Annotated in this window: 17 protein-coding genes; 7 read left to right on the plus strand and 10 right to left on the minus strand. The window is 63.0% G+C overall.

What is annotated here, in order from left to right; genetic code table 11:
• Positions 1–39: 39 nt before the first annotated feature.
• The 6 genes from ABD283_RS00300 to ABD283_RS00325 form a co-directional block, all read right to left on the minus strand.
• Positions 40–582 carry a MerR family transcriptional regulator gene (locus ABD283_RS00300; protein ID WP_344223140.1) on the minus strand — a complete coding sequence of 181 codons (543 nt, stop codon included), beginning with the start codon at positions 580–582 and terminating at the stop codon, positions 40–42.
• 230 nt (positions 583–812) lie between these two features.
• Positions 813–1,328 (minus strand): bifunctional nuclease family protein, encoded by a 516-nt coding sequence (locus ABD283_RS00305; protein WP_344223080.1) that lies wholly within the window; start codon positions 1,326–1,328, stop codon positions 813–815.
• Positions 1,329–2,093, minus strand: coding sequence for a transcriptional regulator FtsR (gene ftsR, locus ABD283_RS00310; protein WP_344223081.1), 765 nt, complete (start codon positions 2,091–2,093; stop codon positions 1,329–1,331).
• Between the two features lie 8 nt (positions 2,094–2,101).
• Positions 2,102–2,545: an FHA domain-containing protein gene (locus ABD283_RS00315; RefSeq protein WP_344223083.1), complete on the minus strand. Its 444-nt coding sequence runs from the start codon at positions 2,543–2,545 to the stop codon at positions 2,102–2,104.
• A gap of 33 nt (positions 2,546–2,578) precedes the next feature.
• A complete protein-coding gene (gene gcvH, locus ABD283_RS00320) occupies positions 2,579–2,965 on the minus strand; it encodes a glycine cleavage system protein GcvH (protein ID WP_344223084.1) in 387 nt (128 codons plus the stop codon).
• Between the two features lie 97 nt (positions 2,966–3,062).
• Positions 3,063–4,106 carry a CobW family GTP-binding protein gene (locus ABD283_RS00325; protein ID WP_344223085.1) on the minus strand — a complete coding sequence of 348 codons (1,044 nt, stop codon included), beginning with the start codon at positions 4,104–4,106 and terminating at the stop codon, positions 3,063–3,065.
• Between the two features lie 245 nt (positions 4,107–4,351).
• On the opposite strand from ABD283_RS00325, the gene ABD283_RS00330 reads away from it, so the two are divergent.
• Positions 4,352–5,758 carry a DASS family sodium-coupled anion symporter gene (locus tag ABD283_RS00330; RefSeq protein WP_344223086.1) on the plus strand — a complete coding sequence of 469 codons (1,407 nt, stop codon included), beginning with the start codon at positions 4,352–4,354 and terminating at the stop codon, positions 5,756–5,758.
• Between the two features lie 55 nt (positions 5,759–5,813).
• Here the strand turns inward: ABD283_RS00330 and ABD283_RS00335 are convergent, their stop codons facing one another.
• Both ABD283_RS00335 and ABD283_RS00340 read right to left on the minus strand, forming a co-directional pair.
• Positions 5,814–6,899 carry an FAD-dependent oxidoreductase gene (locus ABD283_RS00335; protein WP_344223087.1) on the minus strand — a complete coding sequence of 362 codons (1,086 nt, stop codon included), beginning with the start codon at positions 6,897–6,899 and terminating at the stop codon, positions 5,814–5,816.
• Positions 6,896–7,927: an LLM class flavin-dependent oxidoreductase gene (locus ABD283_RS00340; RefSeq protein WP_344223088.1), complete on the minus strand. Its 1,032-nt coding sequence runs from the start codon at positions 7,925–7,927 to the stop codon at positions 6,896–6,898. The genes ABD283_RS00335 and ABD283_RS00340 overlap by 4 nt, the downstream gene beginning before the upstream one ends.
• Before the next feature lie 335 nt (positions 7,928–8,262).
• Here ABD283_RS00340 and ABD283_RS00345 point away from each other — a divergent pair, with 335 nt between their 5' ends.
• Genes ABD283_RS00345 through ABD283_RS00370 form a run of 6 tightly spaced genes read left to right on the plus strand, consistent with a single transcriptional unit; the run spans position 8,263 to position 14,134 of the window.
• Positions 8,263–11,202: a DUF4040 family protein gene (locus ABD283_RS00345; RefSeq protein WP_344223089.1), complete on the plus strand. Its 2,940-nt coding sequence runs from the start codon at positions 8,263–8,265 to the stop codon at positions 11,200–11,202.
• Positions 11,199–11,525 carry a cation:proton antiporter subunit C gene (locus ABD283_RS00350; protein ID WP_344223090.1) on the plus strand — a complete coding sequence of 109 codons (327 nt, stop codon included), beginning with the start codon at positions 11,199–11,201 and terminating at the stop codon, positions 11,523–11,525. Before ABD283_RS00345 ends, ABD283_RS00350 begins: the two co-directional genes overlap by 4 nt.
• Positions 11,522–13,093 carry a monovalent cation/H+ antiporter subunit D family protein gene (locus ABD283_RS00355; RefSeq protein ID WP_344223091.1) on the plus strand — a complete coding sequence of 524 codons (1,572 nt, stop codon included), beginning with the start codon at positions 11,522–11,524 and terminating at the stop codon, positions 13,091–13,093. Before ABD283_RS00350 ends, ABD283_RS00355 begins: the two co-directional genes overlap by 4 nt.
• Positions 13,090–13,491: a Na+/H+ antiporter subunit E gene (locus tag ABD283_RS00360; RefSeq protein ID WP_344223092.1), complete on the plus strand. Its 402-nt coding sequence runs from the start codon at positions 13,090–13,092 to the stop codon at positions 13,489–13,491. Before ABD283_RS00355 ends, ABD283_RS00360 begins: the two co-directional genes overlap by 4 nt.
• Entirely contained in the window at positions 13,488–13,745 is a 258-nt protein-coding gene (locus tag ABD283_RS00365; protein ID WP_344223093.1) for an MrpF/PhaF family protein, read from the plus strand. The genes ABD283_RS00360 and ABD283_RS00365 overlap by 4 nt, the downstream gene beginning before the upstream one ends.
• On the plus strand, positions 13,745–14,134 hold the full coding sequence (locus ABD283_RS00370) for a cation:proton antiporter (protein ID WP_344223095.1): 390 nt from the start codon (positions 13,745–13,747) through the stop codon (positions 14,132–14,134). Before ABD283_RS00365 ends, ABD283_RS00370 begins: the two co-directional genes overlap by 1 nt.
• Positions 14,135–14,392: 258 nt before the next feature.
• Here the strand turns inward: ABD283_RS00370 and ABD283_RS00375 are convergent, their stop codons facing one another.
• Positions 14,393–14,869, minus strand: coding sequence for a hypothetical protein (locus tag ABD283_RS00375; protein WP_344223096.1), 477 nt, complete (start codon positions 14,867–14,869; stop codon positions 14,393–14,395).
• A gap of 155 nt (positions 14,870–15,024) precedes the next feature.
• Positions 15,025–16,074 carry an NAD(P)-dependent alcohol dehydrogenase gene (locus tag ABD283_RS00380; RefSeq protein ID WP_344223097.1) on the minus strand — a complete coding sequence of 350 codons (1,050 nt, stop codon included), beginning with the start codon at positions 16,072–16,074 and terminating at the stop codon, positions 15,025–15,027.
• Between the last annotated feature and the right edge of the window lie 21 nt (positions 16,075–16,095).

A 16,095-nucleotide genomic window follows, 5' to 3' on the forward strand; every position in this document is an offset into this window, starting at 1 on the left:
TTCGTAGCCGCCTTTTCAGCCAAAATATGTCTGCGGTGATCAGCCCGCGTTCTTCTTGCGACGACGCGCTCGGCGAGCCGACAGCTCGTCCTCGGGAAATTCCTCAGCAGCGGCATCGGCGGCCACGGCAGTGTGCTCGGAGGGCATGGAGGCCAGGGCACCCTCGATTTCACGCCAAACACGGCCAACCGCAATACCGAATACGCCTTGGCCGCCCTGGACAAGGTCAATGACTTCATGGGGAGAGGTGCATTCGTAGACACTGGCACCGTCCGACATCAAGGTCAGTTGCGTGAGGTCCTCGACGCCGCGCAAGCGCAGTGCGCCCACTGCGGAACGGATTTGCTGGAGCGAGACCCCGGTGTCGAGGAGGCGCTTCACGACCTTGAGGACCAAGATGTCCCTGAAGGAGTACAAACGCTGCGAACCAGAACCCTTGGCGCCGCGCACGGTGGGTTCGACCAGACTGGTGCGGGCCCAGTAATCGAGCTGCCGGTACGTGATGCCAGCGGCTTTACATGCCGTGGGTCCGCGGAATCCGACGGTCTCGTCAAAGCTGACCAGGTCCTCGTCGAAAAGCATCCCCTGTGTACCGCCCGTCAGAGAAGACTGGAGCGGATCTGCTGCATCCAGCGGCAGGTCTCCGTGGCTCACATATCCTCCTCTGAATAGGCGGGGGTAGTTCATGGCTGTGTCACCAAAAGAGAGTTCTCGGTGATGATTAGACGGTAGACCTCGGGGTGCGGTGGGTCAAAGACATTCGCGCGGGGTCCCAACGTGTCGCAGGGTCAGCTTGCTTGCTGAAATCCTGGTCAAGTCTGGAAGTCGTCCGGGTCCACGTGATCCAAAAAGTCACGGAACTCACGTACCTGAGCGTCCGCTTCAGCCTGGTCCGGGGCGGGCTGTTCGCGCAGTTCTCCGTCCGCGCTGAGCACCAGCCCTGAATCCTCCAGTACGGATTGCGCACACACGATCTGGGACTTGGTCCGTACGGCCACTGCGAGGGCGTCCGAAGCGCGAGCATCCACCACGGTCCCATTGTCGAATTCGATAGCGGCGTGGAACACCGTGTCCTCCACGGTGTGGATGACCACCCGGGAGATGTGGTGGCCCAGCGCGTCCACTACGGAGATCAACAGGTCGTGTGTGAGTGGCCGGGGCGGCTTGATGCCCTGCATCGCGAACACGATGGAGGTTGCCTCGTTGGTGCCCACCCAGATGGGCAAGTGCCGGGCACCACTGAGTTCACGCAACACCACCACTGGTTGTCCGGTGGGTACGTCCATGCGCACTCCCGCTACTTCCATGGGTACGTCCGGGGAAGCCAACTATCGCTCCTGTTCGAATGGACGGAGGGTGTCTTTGAGCTGCGAGTTCACGAGAGCCGTGGTCATCGTCAGACATAGCGACGCAATTTCTCGAGCCCTCTGTGGCGCCTTCTCGCGAGAAACCGGGTCGCGCCGGCTGATGAGCGGGGCAATGGTGCCCTCCACCAGTCCGATCATGCGCTCTGAAGCCCCGCGCAATGCCCTGAGGTGCCTCGGTTCGATCCCGTACGCGCTCAGTCGCTTGGCGGTCGCCGCAACGGTGAGCGCAAAGTCGTCGAAGTACCCCGAGCGTTCCACGAGCCACCCGTTATTCATCAGCTCCCGCAACAGCGTGGTCTCAGCTCCCGTGCGGGCAGCCACCTCGCGCAGCGTGTAGCGCCTCCCGGACACACGAACCGGGCTGGCCATTGCTTGCTGGGGGTCCTGCGATTCGTTGGGTGAGACGGACGACGTCGCTCGCTCCCCCTGGCGAGGTTCCTGCGGTTCGGCGTCCGCTCCCGGATCCTCGCCACGATCCAGGCGATCACGAATGACCCTCAGCGGGAGGTAGCGCTCTTGCTGAAGGCGCAGAACCGTGGCCAATCGCTCAATGTCTTCTTCCGAGTACTTGCGGTACCCCGAGGGCGTGCGGTGCGGATGTACCAGCCCTTGGTCCTCCAGGAAACGGATCTTGGAGGCGGATAAGCCGGGGAACTCAGGCTGTAATTGCCGCAGTAGTGCCCCGATACCCACCAGCGAGGAATGCGAGTGACCGGATTCAGGCATGAGGAGAGTCAGGAGTCCTTTTGTACGGAGTGGTAGAAGGTGAACCGGAACTTACCGATCTGAACCTCGTCCCCGTTCTCCAAGTTTTTAGAGTCCACCCGGTCACCGTTCACGTAGGTGCCGTTGAGCGAGGACTGGTCAACCAGTTCGTATGAGTTCGAGCGACGCAGGAAACCCGCGTGCCTACGGGACACCGTGACGTCATCCAGGAAGATCGAGCATGCGGGGTGACGACCGGCGATCACCTCGTCACGGTCCAACAGGAAACGTGAGCCCGTGAGTCCACCGTTGGTCTCGAGTAGCAGCGCGGAGCCCGGGGGCAGCGCTGCGACGGCGTTCTGCTCGCTCTCGGTCATCTTGTGACGAGCGGCAGTGGAAAGGACATCCGCAACAATCTGAATGGATGTGGTTTCCGGCCCCGAGTTGGGTACGGAGTTGTCCTGCTTTGACATAAGTATCTTTCTCCTGGGTGTGGAGTATGCGGGTCAGTCCAGCTGCTGCTGATACTGGTCAGCGTCCAAGAGGTCCTTGGTCGCCTCCGGAGAATCAGCACGGATCGTGAAGAGCCAGCCGTCCTCGTAGGGGGAAGCGTTCACAGCACCGGGGTTGTCCTCGAGCTCGGGGTTGACCTCGGTGATCTCGCCGGAAACCGGCGCGAAAAGGTCACTCACGGATTTGGTGGATTCGATCTCGCCCACAACAGAGCCTGCGGAAACTTGATCCCCTGCCTGGGGCAAGTCCACGAAGACCACTTCACCCAGTTCGTCCTGGGCGTGATCAGTGATGCCCACCCGGTAGGTGTTGTCGTCCTTGAGATCCTTAACCCATTCGTGCTCTGAGGTGTATGCGAGTTCCGCGGGAATGTTACTCATGCCGCTTAGTTTAGGGCACAGAGGGTGTAACTTGTCTGCGTGCCTCGCACCTACTTGCGACAACGGCCGGAGATGACACCGGATTGCATTGCGTGCCTCAGGTGCGGAACCGCGTGAGGCGGCGCAGTTGCGAAGCTGAGGCGGGCGGTGTCGTTGACGGAAGACAGAAAGCCTCAAGTCTTGCCTGCAGATCCGCGTGGTCCAGTTCTAGGCCGATTGCCACGAGCGATGACGCTGCCGGTTCCTCCTGAGCGCGGGCCATTGCGTCCACCGTGACATACCCGGCCACCGAATGGACCGCGAATCGTCGCGCGCCTGAGGCGGTCACCACGTCCACGATGGCCTTGACCCGGTAGACGGTCTCCGGAGGGTCAAGCGCGAATTCCGAGAGCGCCACGGGATCGACCGGGCCCTCGTGTTCCACCGTCACGGACTGATGATGGACGTGGTGGTGACGCGCATGATCGTGGTCGGCTTGGGATTCCCCCAGCGTTTCGCCCGGGTTCCATAGAGCCAACTGACCGAACTCAAGTTCATCATCGTCGCTGGCATCCACGAACAGCGCGGGGTCGAAATTTCCGTGGGGCGCCTCAATGATCATGGCGTGGGGGTTCGCCCGCTGAATTCGCGCCTCGAGAGAATTTCTAGCGCCGGGATCCGTTACGAGATCGGTCTTGGTCAACAGGACGACGGCGGCAGCGCGCACGTGCTGCTCCAAATCCCACCCGGCGGCTTCTGCCTGCGGGATGTGAGCAGCATCCACGACCTCGATCAGTCCGCCGAAACGGATCTTGGGGACTCGTGAGTCCATGACGAGCCGTAGCAACGCCGGTGGTTCGGCAACCCCGGAACCCTCGATGACGATGGCGTCCAGACGGAGATCCGGACGAGTCAGTTTCTTGAAGGCGTCATCCAACTGCTCGGGATCTGAAATGCAGCACAGGCATCCGCCCGCCACGGATACGGGTTCGTCCACCTGGCCAGCTACTAGAGCTGCGTCAACGTTCACATCGCCAAAGTCGTTGATGATCACGCCGATGCGTGCGCCACTTGCTGCGAGGAACCGATTGAGGACCGTAGTTTTCCCAGCGCCCAGGTATCCGGTCAGAATGAGAACGGGAATGCGCGCGGAGCTGGGCAACTGTACGGAACCTCCTGGTGAGACGGTGCGGGTCGCCAGTGTAGCCCGTGGCTCACGTGGTGGATGTCGTTCGGGCGGCGAGGGGAAACGACAACCGCCACCGCACTTCTAGAAGACGGCACGCCCCACTGTGTGGTCAGACCAGGCGTAGAATCGTGGTAACAGCCGTGTCGATGCGTTCGGAGCCCGCCGTGGGAACAGCCCAAGCCACCCAGCCAACAGGTCGTTCGAAGGACACCGTTTCCATGCTCTGGAAATTCGGAGTCATGCTGGTGGTCGGTGCGGTCATCTTCTTCATACCCCCGCCCGAGGGCGTCGATCCGCGCGGCATGCACATGCTCGGCATTTTCGTGGCCACCATCATCGGGCTGATTCTGCAGCCGCTACCCACACCGTCGCTAACGCTTATCGGGCTGGCGGTGGCCATGGTGACCGGAACGATGAGCGTTCCAGACGGCGAGGCTCTGGCCGGCTTCGCTAATTCCACGGTTCTACTCATCGTCGCGGCGTTCTTCATCGCGGACGGATTCCTGCTCACGGGTTTGGGACGACGCGTCGCGCTCATGTTCGTGTCCAAACTCGGCAAATCCCCCATCGGAATTGCTTACGGAATGGCCGCCACCGACCTGATCCTCGCGCCGGCGACTCCTTCTAATACCGCTCGCGCGGGCGGCGTGGTCTACCCGATCATTCGGTCTATCGCCGAGGTCCAGAACTCGACTCCGGAAACCGAAGAATCCCGCCGGAAACTCGGTTCCTACCTGACATTCACGGCCTCCCACGTCAATGTGGTCACATCCGCCATGTTCGTCACTGCCATGGCTGGCAACCCGGTGGCACAGCAAGCCGCCGTCGATATGGGTATCGAAGTCACATGGGGCAACTGGGCACTGGCCGCCATCGTCCCCGGCCTGTTGAGCTTGGCAGTCGTACCGTGGGCCATGAGCAAGATCTACGGTCCCACGGTCACAAAAACTCCCGAGGCCCCTGCCATGGCGCGAGGTGAGCTCACCAGCATGGGCAAGATCTCCCGCGGTGAGATCACCATGATCTTCACATTCGTCCTACTGCTGGTGCTCTGGATCTTCGGCTCGAGCATCGGCATCGACGCCACCACCGCAGCCTTCGTGGGCATTGCCATTATGCTCCTGACCCGTGTACTCACCTGGAAGGACATGGCCGCTAACGGCTCCGCGTGGAACACCCTCATCTTCTTCGCCGTGCTCGTGGGCATGGCGGGCCACTTGAACGACCTGGGTGTGATCGATTGGATCGGCTCAGTGGTTTCCGGGCTGGTCGGCGGCATGCCGTGGGGACTCGCCTTCGGAATTCTGGCGATCGTGTACTTCTACGTCCACTACCTGTTCGCATCCAACACCGCGCAGATCGTGGCCATGTACGCCGTGTTCCTCGCCGCAGCAGTCGCGGCCGGAGCACCCCCGGTGTTCGCAGCGCTGGCCTTCGGCTTCATCGGCAACCTGTTCGGCACGCTGATGCACTACTCGTCCGGCCCCGCTGGCGTGATCTACGGTTCCGGTTACGTGAAGGTCAGCGAGTGGGTGCGCGTCGCGTTCATCATGTCCATCATCCTGATTCTGATCTGGACCGTGGCGGGCGGCGCCTGGATGGCCCTTCTCGGTATGTGGAACTAGAAACGTCCACTGGTACAGCAATTATTGGGGGTACGTGCCTCCCGGAAAACGTTCATCAGTGCACGAGTTCTCGTTGCTTCGCAGCCTTGAGGGCGCGGACGACGCCGCGCGCTGCCGTTCTGCCCGCACGCGTCGCTCCCAGCGTGGAGGCCGACGAGCCGTAACCCACCAGGAACACGCGCGGGTCGGCGTCGACCCGCACGCCTTCCGTGCGAATGCCGCCGCCGTGCTCGCGTAAGTGCAGCGGTCCCAGGTGATCGATCGAGGCGCGGAAACCGGTGGCCCACAGCACAGCATCGGCATGCACTTCTTCTCCGGCGGCCAGCTGAACTCCGTCCTGAGTCAACGATGTCATCGGTCCCGCGGAAACCAGGATCCCGTCCTCGATCCCCCGCTGGTACTGCGGGGTCAAGGGCAAACCGGTCACGGACACCACACTCTTGGGCGGCAATCCGGCGCTGGTGCGTTCACGCACACGCCGTTCCACATCGCGACCCCATTCAGAGTCGAACGACCGCGGCTCGAACACGGGTTCCCGGCGAGTGACCCACGTGGTCGTCGCGCCGGCTTCATTGAGCTGCAGCAAGAACTGCACGGCGGACGTACCGCCACCGACAACCACTACGTGCTGACCGGTGAACTCGGACGCGGACCAGAAATCCCGGGTATGGAGCTGCCGCCCGCGAAAATCGGCGCGTCCCGGATACCACGGCCAGAAGGGCTTATCCCACGTGCCGGTCGCGTTGATGAGGTACCGCGTGCGGAAGGCGCTGGCATCCGTGTGAACGAGCAGAGCGGCGTCGTCGTCATCGCTTTCGGACACCACGGAGGAAACTCGAGCCGGGCGGATGACCGGCAACGAAAAACGCGCCTCGTACTCCCCGTAGTAGCGGGCCACCACGGACGAAGCCGGCTCGGTCGGATCCGGGGTGCCGAGCGGGAGACCGGGTAGATCGTGGATCCCGTGAGCGGTGCCGAACGTGAGGGAGGGCAACCGGTGCCGCCATGCGCCGCCGGGACCGGGGTTGGCGTCGAGCACCACGAAGTCCTCGTGCGGACATAAGCCGGCCTTGACCAGGTGATAGGCAGCGGACAGACCCGCCTGCCCGGCACCGATGACCACTACCTCCAACGTGCTCATTCGGACAGCATGTCCTTCACGAGCGGGGCGACCTTGGTGCCGTAGAGCTCGATGCTCTTCATGATGTTCTCGTGGGACAGCGGCCCTGTGCTCACCTTGAGGTCGAACCGGGAGGCGCCCAGTGACTTGATGCCAGCTGCGATTTTGCGGGCAACGGTTTCCGGTGAACCAACCGCCATCGAGCCGTGCTTGACCTCGTGCTCGAAAGAATCGCGGGTGGGGGCGGGCCATCCGCGTTCCGCACCAATGCGGCGCGTGGAAATCACATAGGGCTTGAAGAACTCCTCCATGGCCTGCTCGTCGGTCTCAGCGACGTATCCGTAGGAGTGGTAGCCCACGGGGTTGCTCTCGGTGTTCCCGAACTCGGCGAGCGCCCGGCGGTAGAGGTCGGCGAATGGGGCGAAGCCGTCCACCGGGCCGCCGATGATCGCCAGCATGAGCGGGATGTCGTAGTGGGCGGCGCGCACCACGGACTGGGGGCTGCCGCCCACTGCGATCCACGATGTAAGCAACCCGTTCTCGACCGGCGGGTACAGGGTCACGTTGTTCAAATTCTGGGTGTGCTTGCCTGCCCACGAGACCGGCTGCCCGGCGCGCAACTTGGTGAACAGCGCCAGCTTTTCCTCGAAGAGCTCCTCGTAGTCCTCCAGCTCGTAGCCGAACAGTGGGAAGGACTCGGTGAAGGAGCCGCGGCCCAGGATGACTTCCGCGCGCCCGTTGGACAGGGCATCCAGCGTGGCAAAGCGCTCGTACACGCGCACGGGATCATCGGAGCTGAGCACGGTCACGGCAGAACCGAGGTGAATGTTCTCGGTGCGCGCAGCGATGGCGGCCAACACCATCTCGGGAGAAGACACGGCGAAGTCATCGCGGTGGTGCTCCCCCAGGCCGATGAAGTTCAGCCCCACTTGATCGGCGAGCACACCTTCCTCGACCACGTTGCGCACCACGTGCGCGTGCGACAGAGGGTTCTCTTGCGCGTCCCAGGTGACGTCTCCGAAAGTGTCAATGCCAAGTTCAACAGTCATGCCAAGGGAACACTGTGGACACGTCAAGTATTCCGGCGGGTCATGACACACCCCTCGGCGTGAGCCACACGACTGTTACGATCGGAGGGATGTCCTCAACGCGCTCATTCATGCCCTCGGCCTTCGAGCCGATCTTTTGGGCACTTCCTATTTCGTTGGGGACCAACGGACAAGTTTCTTCTTGGGGTGCCAATCAGGCTGGTGCTCCGCCCTCGTACGCGCACGCCTCATCACCGGCCTGAGTTCGTCCCCCCGCTTTGCGAGAACGATGCGAAACTTCTGGCCCGCCCATTTCCTGATGCCCGGACCAAGGTGGTTTCTTGCTACTCACATGTTTGGTTATCGCGCTTCTCACCTGCTTCGTCTCGCCCCTGGTCACTAAGTTTCTGGGTCGCAATGCAGGTTGGGTTCTCGCGCTGCCTCTGCTCGGCGCAGCTGCGCTAGCCGTTTCATCTTTCGCCGACGCGGCTCGTTCCGGCTCCACTGACACCTCCGGTTCGCCGGTGGTCGAACAATGGGTCCCCTGGATGCCCACGGTTGATGTGGGCCTGGGCCTCCGCATGGACGGCCTGGCCCTGGTGTTCACTCTGCTGGTGCTGGTCATCGGTGCGATGATCATGGTCTACTCCACCCGCTATCTGGAGCCCGGTGGAAAGCACGGCACGTTTTACCTGCTCATGACGGGTTTTGCCGCGGCCATGCTGGCACTGGTGCTCGCCGACGACCTGATCGTGCTCTACGTCGCGTGGGAAGCCACCACGCTCTGCTCGTTCTTCCTGATCGCCCGTTCCGGAGCGGGGGCACGTGAACCAGCCATCCGCACGCTGCTCGTCACGGTGGCCGGTGGTCTGCTGCTGCTCGCCGCGGTGACCGTGATGATCATTGCCACGGGCACCACTCGATTGAGCGAGATCCTGGTGAATCCCGTGTGGTCCTCCAACGGTGCGTTGACCACCACGGTGGCTGTGCTGATCGCGCTGGCCGCATTCACCAAGTCCGCGCAGTTCCCGTTCCAGGCATGGCTGCCGGACTCAATGGTGGCCATCACCCCGGTCTCCGCCTACCTTCACGCTGCGGCCATGGTGAAGGCCGGCATCTATTTGCTGCTGCGTTTCTCTCCCGTGTTCGCGGACGTGTCCGTGTGGAACGTCATGCTGGTCACGGCAGGTCTGATCACCGCGTTGTTCGGCGCGATCGCTGCCCTGCGACGTTACGACCTCAAGGAACTGCTGGCCTACTCGACCATGAGTCAACTGGGACTGCTGGTCACAATGATCGGTATCGGCACGCCCGAAGCACTCAAGGCCGCAGTCATTCACACGATCGCCCACGCATTGTTCAAGTCCGCTCTGTTCATGTTCGTCGGTGTCATCGATCACAGCGCCCACACCAGGGACATGCGTGAGCTGGCGGACATGAAATTGCGGATGCCCATTGCCGCGACGGGCATGGGTCTTGCCGCCGCATCCATGGCCGGGGTCCCGCTGCTACTCGGGTTCGTGAGCAAGGAAACGATGCTCAAGGCGTTCCTCGATGCGCCCGGTCCGGCGTGGGCCCCGTGGGTTGTTACCGCAGCAGCTGCCGTGGCATCAATCTTCACGTTTGCGTACTCCGCGCGGCTGGTCCTGGGAGCCTTTGGCGGCAGGGCCAAGAAGGCGCAGGATTCCGACAACGTGGTTCCCGAAGCCTCCCCCGCGTTCTGGGGTGCCCCCGTCCTTGGTGCGAGCGCCGGGCTGGTACTGGGCGTCGCTCCCTTCCTGCTGGACAAACTCGTCACGGTGGGTACGACAGCTTCCGCGGGCGAGGAGGTGGAAGCGCACTTCGCGCTGTGGCACGGCTTGGTGCCCGAGCTGTTCGTCTCCCTGACCGTGATTGCCATCGGAACCATGATGGTGCTTGCCCGCCGCCGGGTGCACCGCGCCATGGAACCCTACGATTTCCCGATCTCTGGACTGAACGTCGTGGACACGGCGAGGGAGCAGACGATCCGTTTCGGCGGCGTCGTCGGCGGCTGGACCGGAAGTATTGCTCCCCGCCGTCACCTGAGCATCCCGGCCGTGGCCTTGATTGCGATTGCTGCCGTTGCCGTGGTCACCATCGACGACTTGCCCGCCGTGGTGGGCGAGCCCAGCGATCCGCTCGACTGGGTGCTCGTGGTGCTCATCGCCTGCGGTGTGGTGGCCATGATGCAGGCAAAGACGTTGATTGCCGCGATCGTGGTGACCGGTGTGGTCGGTTTCGGCATGACCGTGTGGTTCCTGCAGCTCGGCGCCACGGACGTGGCTATCACCCAGCTGCTCGTGGAGATCCTGACCGTGTGCGTCATGGTTCTGTTGCTGCGCCGTTTGCCCACCACGTTCGAGAAGACTCCCCCGCGCAAGCACGTGATTCCGTTGCTGGTCGCCGGTGGCGCGGGCCTGGCCACCACCCTGGGCGTGTGGGCACTGACCGGGCGCCGAGAGATGTCCCCCGCCTCCGAGTACTTCCTGACCGAGGGCTATAACGAAACCGGTGGCACCAACCTGGTCAACACCATCCTGGTCGACTTCCGTGCCCTGGATACGTTGGGCGAGCTCACGGTGCTGGGCGTTGCCGGCCTCACCATCGCCGCCCTACTGCGAGCGCGCAAGCCCAGCCCGGAACGCTCCGCGGACATCCAGGACCACTCGCCGCTGATCGATGCGCGGGACAACACTGTGTTCGTGCGCGTGGCCGCCAAACTGTTGGCGCCGATCATCGTGGCGGGTTCCTTGATCCTGTTGCTGCGCGGTCACTATGAGCCCGGCGGTGGCTTTATTGCCGCGCTGGTGGGTGGCTCCGGATTCGCCCTGGCCTACCTCGCGGCGCCCACGGACCGTTCGGCCCGAGTACAGATGCCGTATCTCCTGCTCATCGGTTTGGGAGTGGCCGTGGGTGTGGGAACCGGGTTCTTGGGCTATCTCGATGGCTCGTTCCTGCGACCGCTGCACCCGGAGATCTTCGGCTACCAGACCACCACCGCGCTCGTGTTTGACGTGGGCGTGTACCTTGCCGTGATCGGCGTGATCTTGGCGTCGTTCAACCTGCTGGGTCGCCCGCCCAAGCGCGGCGGCCAACCGCTGGTGGGCGGTAGTGACCCGGGCGCTCCCACGCATGAATCCGACGTGTCGGATGCTCCCACCACCGATGAGAAGCGCACCAAGGGTGACCCGGCGGCGTCGGGCTCATCGGCGAGCGAACACTCCCACGACCATGCCAACCACCCCGATGAATCGGACGAGGTGAACGCACGATGACCGTTGCCATTACCGCCGGCCTGCTCGTCTTCGGGGCCGTGTACTTGATGATGAAGCGCGAAATGCTGCGCGTGATCCTGGGGTTCATCCTGCTGGGGCACGCGGGCAATGTCGTGCTCATGGCCGCAGGCGGGACCTCCCGCCGTGACCTGCCGTATGGCTCCCCCGATGACCTTTCAACCATTGCCGATCCGCTGCCGCAGGCATTCGTGCTTACCGCGATCGTGATTGCCTTCTCCATCACCATCGTCATGCTGGTGCTCGCGGTGACCGGCAACGATGATGATGACACCGCCGCGACCGCCCAGGAGGTGCAAGAGTGAGCGCCGCACTCCTCCCCCTGTTCGTCGCGGTTCCCCTCATGATGGCCGCGCTGCTGGTCATTGTGGGCAACCGTCGCGCGGTTCACGCGGTGGGCCTGCTGGGCACCATGATTGTCGCGGTGGGTGCCGCCGTGGCGCTCGTGCTCGAGTTCCGTTCCGGCGGGGCCATCGCCCATGGCATCAGCTCGTGGCCGTTCGGCATTGCAATCCCGTTCGTGGCCGATATGTTCACCGCGCTCATGCTCGTGGTCACCGGGCTGCTCACCATTGTGTGTTCGTGGTTCGCCATCGCCTCGGGACGAGCGGCCAACGTGTACTTCGCGCCGCTCGTGCTGGTGCTCACCGCCGGTGTGAACGGCGCGCTGCTGACCGCAGATCTGTTCAACCTATTCGTGTTCATCGAGGTCATGCTCTTGCCCTCCTACGGGTTGTTCGTCCTGGCTGCCCGTCACAAGGGCACGTTGCAGCAAGTGGCCGGCGCGCGCCTTTACGTGACGCTGAACCTGCTGACCTCCACCGTGTTCCTGATCGGCGTGGGCTTCATTTACGGCACTGCAGGCACCGTGAACATGGCTGAACTGGCAGGTCTGGCCAGCACGGATCCCACGGTCGCAATCTCCGGCGCGGTATGTCTGTTTGCCCTCGGAATCAAGGCCTCGGTGGTACCGGTCCACGGTTGGCTCGCCGCGGCCTACCCTGCGACCTCACCCGCCATCACGGCTCTGTTCTCCGGGCTGCACACCAAGGTCGCGATCTACGGCATCTACCGCATGTACGCCGTGCTCTTCGACGGCGATACCCGCTGGCTCTGGATCGGCGTGACGCTGTTCTGCCTGACCATGGTCATCGGCGTGCTGGGTGCGGTCGGTGAGAAAACCACCCGCTCCATCCTGGCATTCCACATGATCAGCCAGATCGGTTACATCTTGCTGGGCGTCGCGCTGTTCACCCTGGCCGGTCTCACCGCGGGCATCTTCTACCTGCTGCACCACATGATCGTGAAGGCCTCGCTGTTCCTGTCCACCGGCGCGGTCGAGGTTCGTTACGGCACCGGTGAGATCGGGAAGCTCTCGAAGATGGCCAAGCGAGAGCCGATCATCGCGGTAGCGTTCTTCGTCGCCGCGCTGTCGCTGGCCGGCCTCCCGCCGTTCTCAGGCTTCGTCGCGAAGTTCACCCTGATCCTCGCCTCGGTTGAGGCGGGGCAGATCGCAGCGGTTGTCGTAATGCTCCTGGTCAGCCTGATCACGTTGCTCTCGATGCTCAAGATCTGGAACGGCGTGTTCTGGGGCGATTCGAAGGCCTCGAATTCCGACGACGACGCTCCCGCGGTTCCTGCTGCTCCCTCGCCTTCCGGTGGAGTCGCCACGAAACAGGCTCCAGTGTCGTCGGCGACTGCCGTGGCCGAGCGGCCTCGAATCGGTTGGGCGTTGGCCGGACCCGCCGTGTTCACCGCAGCGATCACGCTGGGTCTAGGACTGGGTGCTGAGCTGCTGCTGGGCCTGTCCGCGACTGCGGCCGAAGGATTACTCGACACCACGGCATATGTACAGGCGGTGATGGGTTCATGAGTTGGTTGACATGGCCATTCAGATGTATTGCGTTCTTCCTGTGGTTCTCCAAGGAAATGGTGACCTCCAGCGCCGCGGTACTGAAGGACAACCTGACGCCCGGGCAGAACTCCACTCCGGGCATCACGGCGTTCGACAGTCAGTGCCGCAACGATTACGAAATCACGCTGCTCGCGGCTCTCATCACCCTGACCCCGGGCACCCTCACGCTGGGGCTGAACGCGGATTCCAAGGTGTCGCAAGCGGACGTGGCCGGCTCGTCTCCCGCCAAGACCGGACCGCTGACGATCTACGTGCACAGCCTGTATTCGGGTAGCGCGGATGCCACCCGTGAGGAACTGCGGGACATGGAAACCCGGATGCTGCGCGGGATCCGCAGGGAAGGAGCGCCCTCATGATCGGCGTGGACGTAGGAATTCTGATTATCGGCGTCGCGTGTTTGGCGTCCGCGTACCGCATCCTCACGGGACCAACCGAGGCCGATCGCGCCGTGGCCGGTGATCTGCTGCTGTTTGGTTTCGTGGGGCTCATCGCGTTGTTCGGGGTGCGGGTCGCCAATGAGTACACGTTCGACATCGTTCTGGTCGCCGCACTCGTGGGCTTCCTGAGCGCCCTGTCGCTGGCCCGAGCCCTGACAAGGGGGAAGCGCTGATGGATCTGTTGACGCTTATCGGAAACATCACCATTATCATTGGCGCGCTGATTTTCGCGACCGCGGCGCTGGGCGTGCTGCGCTTCCCGGACGCCTACATGCGCGTCTCGGCGGTGGGAACGGCGGGCGGTGTGGGCATCGTGCTGATTGTCGTCGGCGCCCTAGCCCTCCAGCCCTCGATTCCGAACGTGGTGAAGGTGGTGCTCATTTTGGTTGTGCACCTGGCCTCATCCGCGGTCGGCACCATGGCGATCGCCCGCGCCACCTACATCACTCGCACTCCCCTGGAGCACTTCGAGTTCGATGAGCTGGCGCAGGCCACCCCTGAAACGGATGCGGAAGAAGAGGAATTGTCGGCCGAGCGCGGTGCCGAGGATCGCCGTTCCTGAATCCGAGAAGAGGCAATCCTGGAAAAGCAGCTCCCAGCGCGAAGCGTGCACAAGTAAACGTTTAGAGGGACGGACACGCCCCGAAAAAACCGTGTACCAATGAACTGCTATTCACTCGGTCCCCCGAGCTTTGCGACGAATTCGTTCATTGGTACACGGTTATTGAAGAGAGCATTCCGAGGGCACCAAATCGGAGCCCCGTGCTCGTCTCTGGCGTTCAGATCGACACAGAAGTGCCGCGGGATTGCGGCCCACCGACTATGACTGCGTGAGCTGATGGGCCAGCTTCAATCGCAGACTTTCCAGCTCGTCCTCCTGATCCCGAGCCCGATCGAGCAATTTCTGGAGCAGTGTCTTGTCCAGGCGGTCATCCTCGACCTCCAGGAGCATGCGCCAGCCCAAAGATTTGGCATGAACCGCAGCGGTGAGTGCCTCCAGCTCTTCAATGTCGGACAGTGGCGACCGCTGAACCAATCGTTCGTTGGGCTTGAACCGTGCCACCTTTTCGGCAATGCGCGCAGGAATGTCCTTGAGCTGGCTGGGCTTCACGTCGAATGCGGACATGATCTTTTCGAGCGATCTCTGGTCCTCAGCAATGTCGTAGGACATACGCGTGACCTTGGCACGCACCTCGTGGTCGCCATGCCCCTGCGCCACCCGCCGGAACGCGTCCACACCTGCAGCAGACCCAGCATGATGGTCCTGCAGGTACGTCTCGATCGTCTTACTGGTCATGAGGTAAGCCGCCTTTCTATTGTTTTTCACCACGCTACGTAACCGCGGCGAGAGGCGCCACCCCCGTACGAGGGTGGGCGCGGCGTCGTCGGCGACACTTTGGAGAGCAGAAAGGCCGCGATCAGTAACGACCGCGGACCTTTCTTTGCTAGCTATCAGGCGTGCGGGGCGACGACGGCGCGCGCGGACAGCTTGCCGTCACGCAGCTTCTCGTAGGCCTCGAGTGCGTTGTCGAGCGTGTACTTCTCGACCGCCGGGACAATCTGGCCGGCACGGTACATGGCGACCACCTCGTGGAGTTCCTCGATGGTGCCCCAGTAGGTGGACGAGAAGTTCACCTCGTAGGGCACGGCGAAGAAGTTCCACGCGAATTCGCCACCGGCAATGCCCACAACCGTCAGTGAGCCGCGCTGCGCAACGGTCGCGGCACCGAGCGCGATAGTTGGGCCAGCGCCGACGAAGTCGAACACAGCGTCGACGCCGCGGCCACCGGTGAGTTCGCGGATCTTGGCGGCCTGGCCCTCACCACCGGGAACGGTGACGGCGCCGAACTTCTCGGCCTCGGCCATGGCCTCGGGCTTCATATCGGTTGCAATGACCGTGGCTCCGGTGAGCGCCTTGAGGATCTGCACGCCCACTAGGCCCAGGCCGCCCAGGCCGATGACCAGAGCGGTGCTGCCGCCCTTGTCGAGATACGGGAGGGCACGCTTGATGGCGTGGTAGGGGGTGAGGCCCGCGTCGGCGAGGGGTGCGGCGGCGACGGGATCGACGTCGTCACCGAGCGGGACCAAGTTGCGTGCCGGCGCGACCATGTATTCGGCCATGCCGCCGTCGCGGCCGATGCCGTTGGCCATGAAGCCGACTTCCTGCGGGTTCTCGCAGTACGTGTCCTGACCGCGCGTGCACGGCGGGCAGTGGCCGCAGCCAATGGGTCCGTAACAGAGGTAGGCGTCGCCCTTGGTGAATCCGGTGACACCAGGACCGACTTCCTCAACCCAACCGGAGTTCTCGTGACCGAGGATGAACGGTGGTTCCATGAGACCACCGTTGGGATCAGATTCGAAGTCGTTGAAGATCGCAACGTCAGAGTGGCAGGCACCCGCGCCGGCGATCTTCAGGAGCACCTCCCCCGGGCCCGGAGTGGGCTTCTCCACCTCTTTGAGAACGGGGAATTTCTTGAACGATTCGACGACAACTGCCTTCATCACTGCTCCCTTCGGTATAAG

The sequence above is a fragment of the Kocuria atrinae genome (genome assembly GCF_039531425.1).
Lineage (GTDB): Bacteria > Actinomycetota > Actinomycetes > Actinomycetales > Micrococcaceae > Kocuria > Kocuria atrinae.

Excerpts from the sequence above, each read along its gene's own strand:
- ABD283_RS00300 (WP_344223140.1), bottom strand. The coding sequence starts at position 582 with ATGCTTTTCGACGAGGACCTGGTCAGCTTTGACGAGACCGTCGGATTC.
- ftsR (WP_344223081.1), bottom strand. The coding sequence starts at position 2,093 with ATGCCTGAATCCGGTCACTCGCATTCCTCGCTGGTGGGTATCGGGGCA.
- ABD283_RS00315 (WP_344223083.1), bottom strand. The coding sequence starts at position 2,545 with ATGTCAAAGCAGGACAACTCCGTACCCAACTCGGGGCCGGAAACCACA.
- gcvH (WP_344223084.1), bottom strand. The coding sequence starts at position 2,965 with ATGAGTAACATTCCCGCGGAACTCGCATACACCTCAGAGCACGAATGG.
- ABD283_RS00330 (WP_344223086.1), top strand. The coding sequence starts at position 4,352 with ATGCTCTGGAAATTCGGAGTCATGCTGGTGGTCGGTGCGGTCATCTTC.
- ABD283_RS00335 (WP_344223087.1), bottom strand. The coding sequence starts at position 6,899 with ATGAGCACGTTGGAGGTAGTGGTCATCGGTGCCGGGCAGGCGGGTCTG.
- ABD283_RS00340 (WP_344223088.1), bottom strand. The coding sequence starts at position 7,927 with ATGACTGTTGAACTTGGCATTGACACTTTCGGAGACGTCACCTGGGAC.
- ABD283_RS00350 (WP_344223090.1), top strand. The coding sequence starts at position 11,199 with ATGACCGTTGCCATTACCGCCGGCCTGCTCGTCTTCGGGGCCGTGTAC.
- ABD283_RS00360 (WP_344223092.1), top strand. The coding sequence starts at position 13,090 with ATGAGTTGGTTGACATGGCCATTCAGATGTATTGCGTTCTTCCTGTGG.
- ABD283_RS00365 (WP_344223093.1), top strand. The coding sequence starts at position 13,488 with ATGATCGGCGTGGACGTAGGAATTCTGATTATCGGCGTCGCGTGTTTG.
- ABD283_RS00370 (WP_344223095.1), top strand. The coding sequence starts at position 13,745 with ATGGATCTGTTGACGCTTATCGGAAACATCACCATTATCATTGGCGCG.
- ABD283_RS00375 (WP_344223096.1), bottom strand. The coding sequence starts at position 14,869 with ATGACCAGTAAGACGATCGAGACGTACCTGCAGGACCATCATGCTGGG.
- ABD283_RS00380 (WP_344223097.1), bottom strand. The coding sequence starts at position 16,074 with ATGAAGGCAGTTGTCGTCGAATCGTTCAAGAAATTCCCCGTTCTCAAA.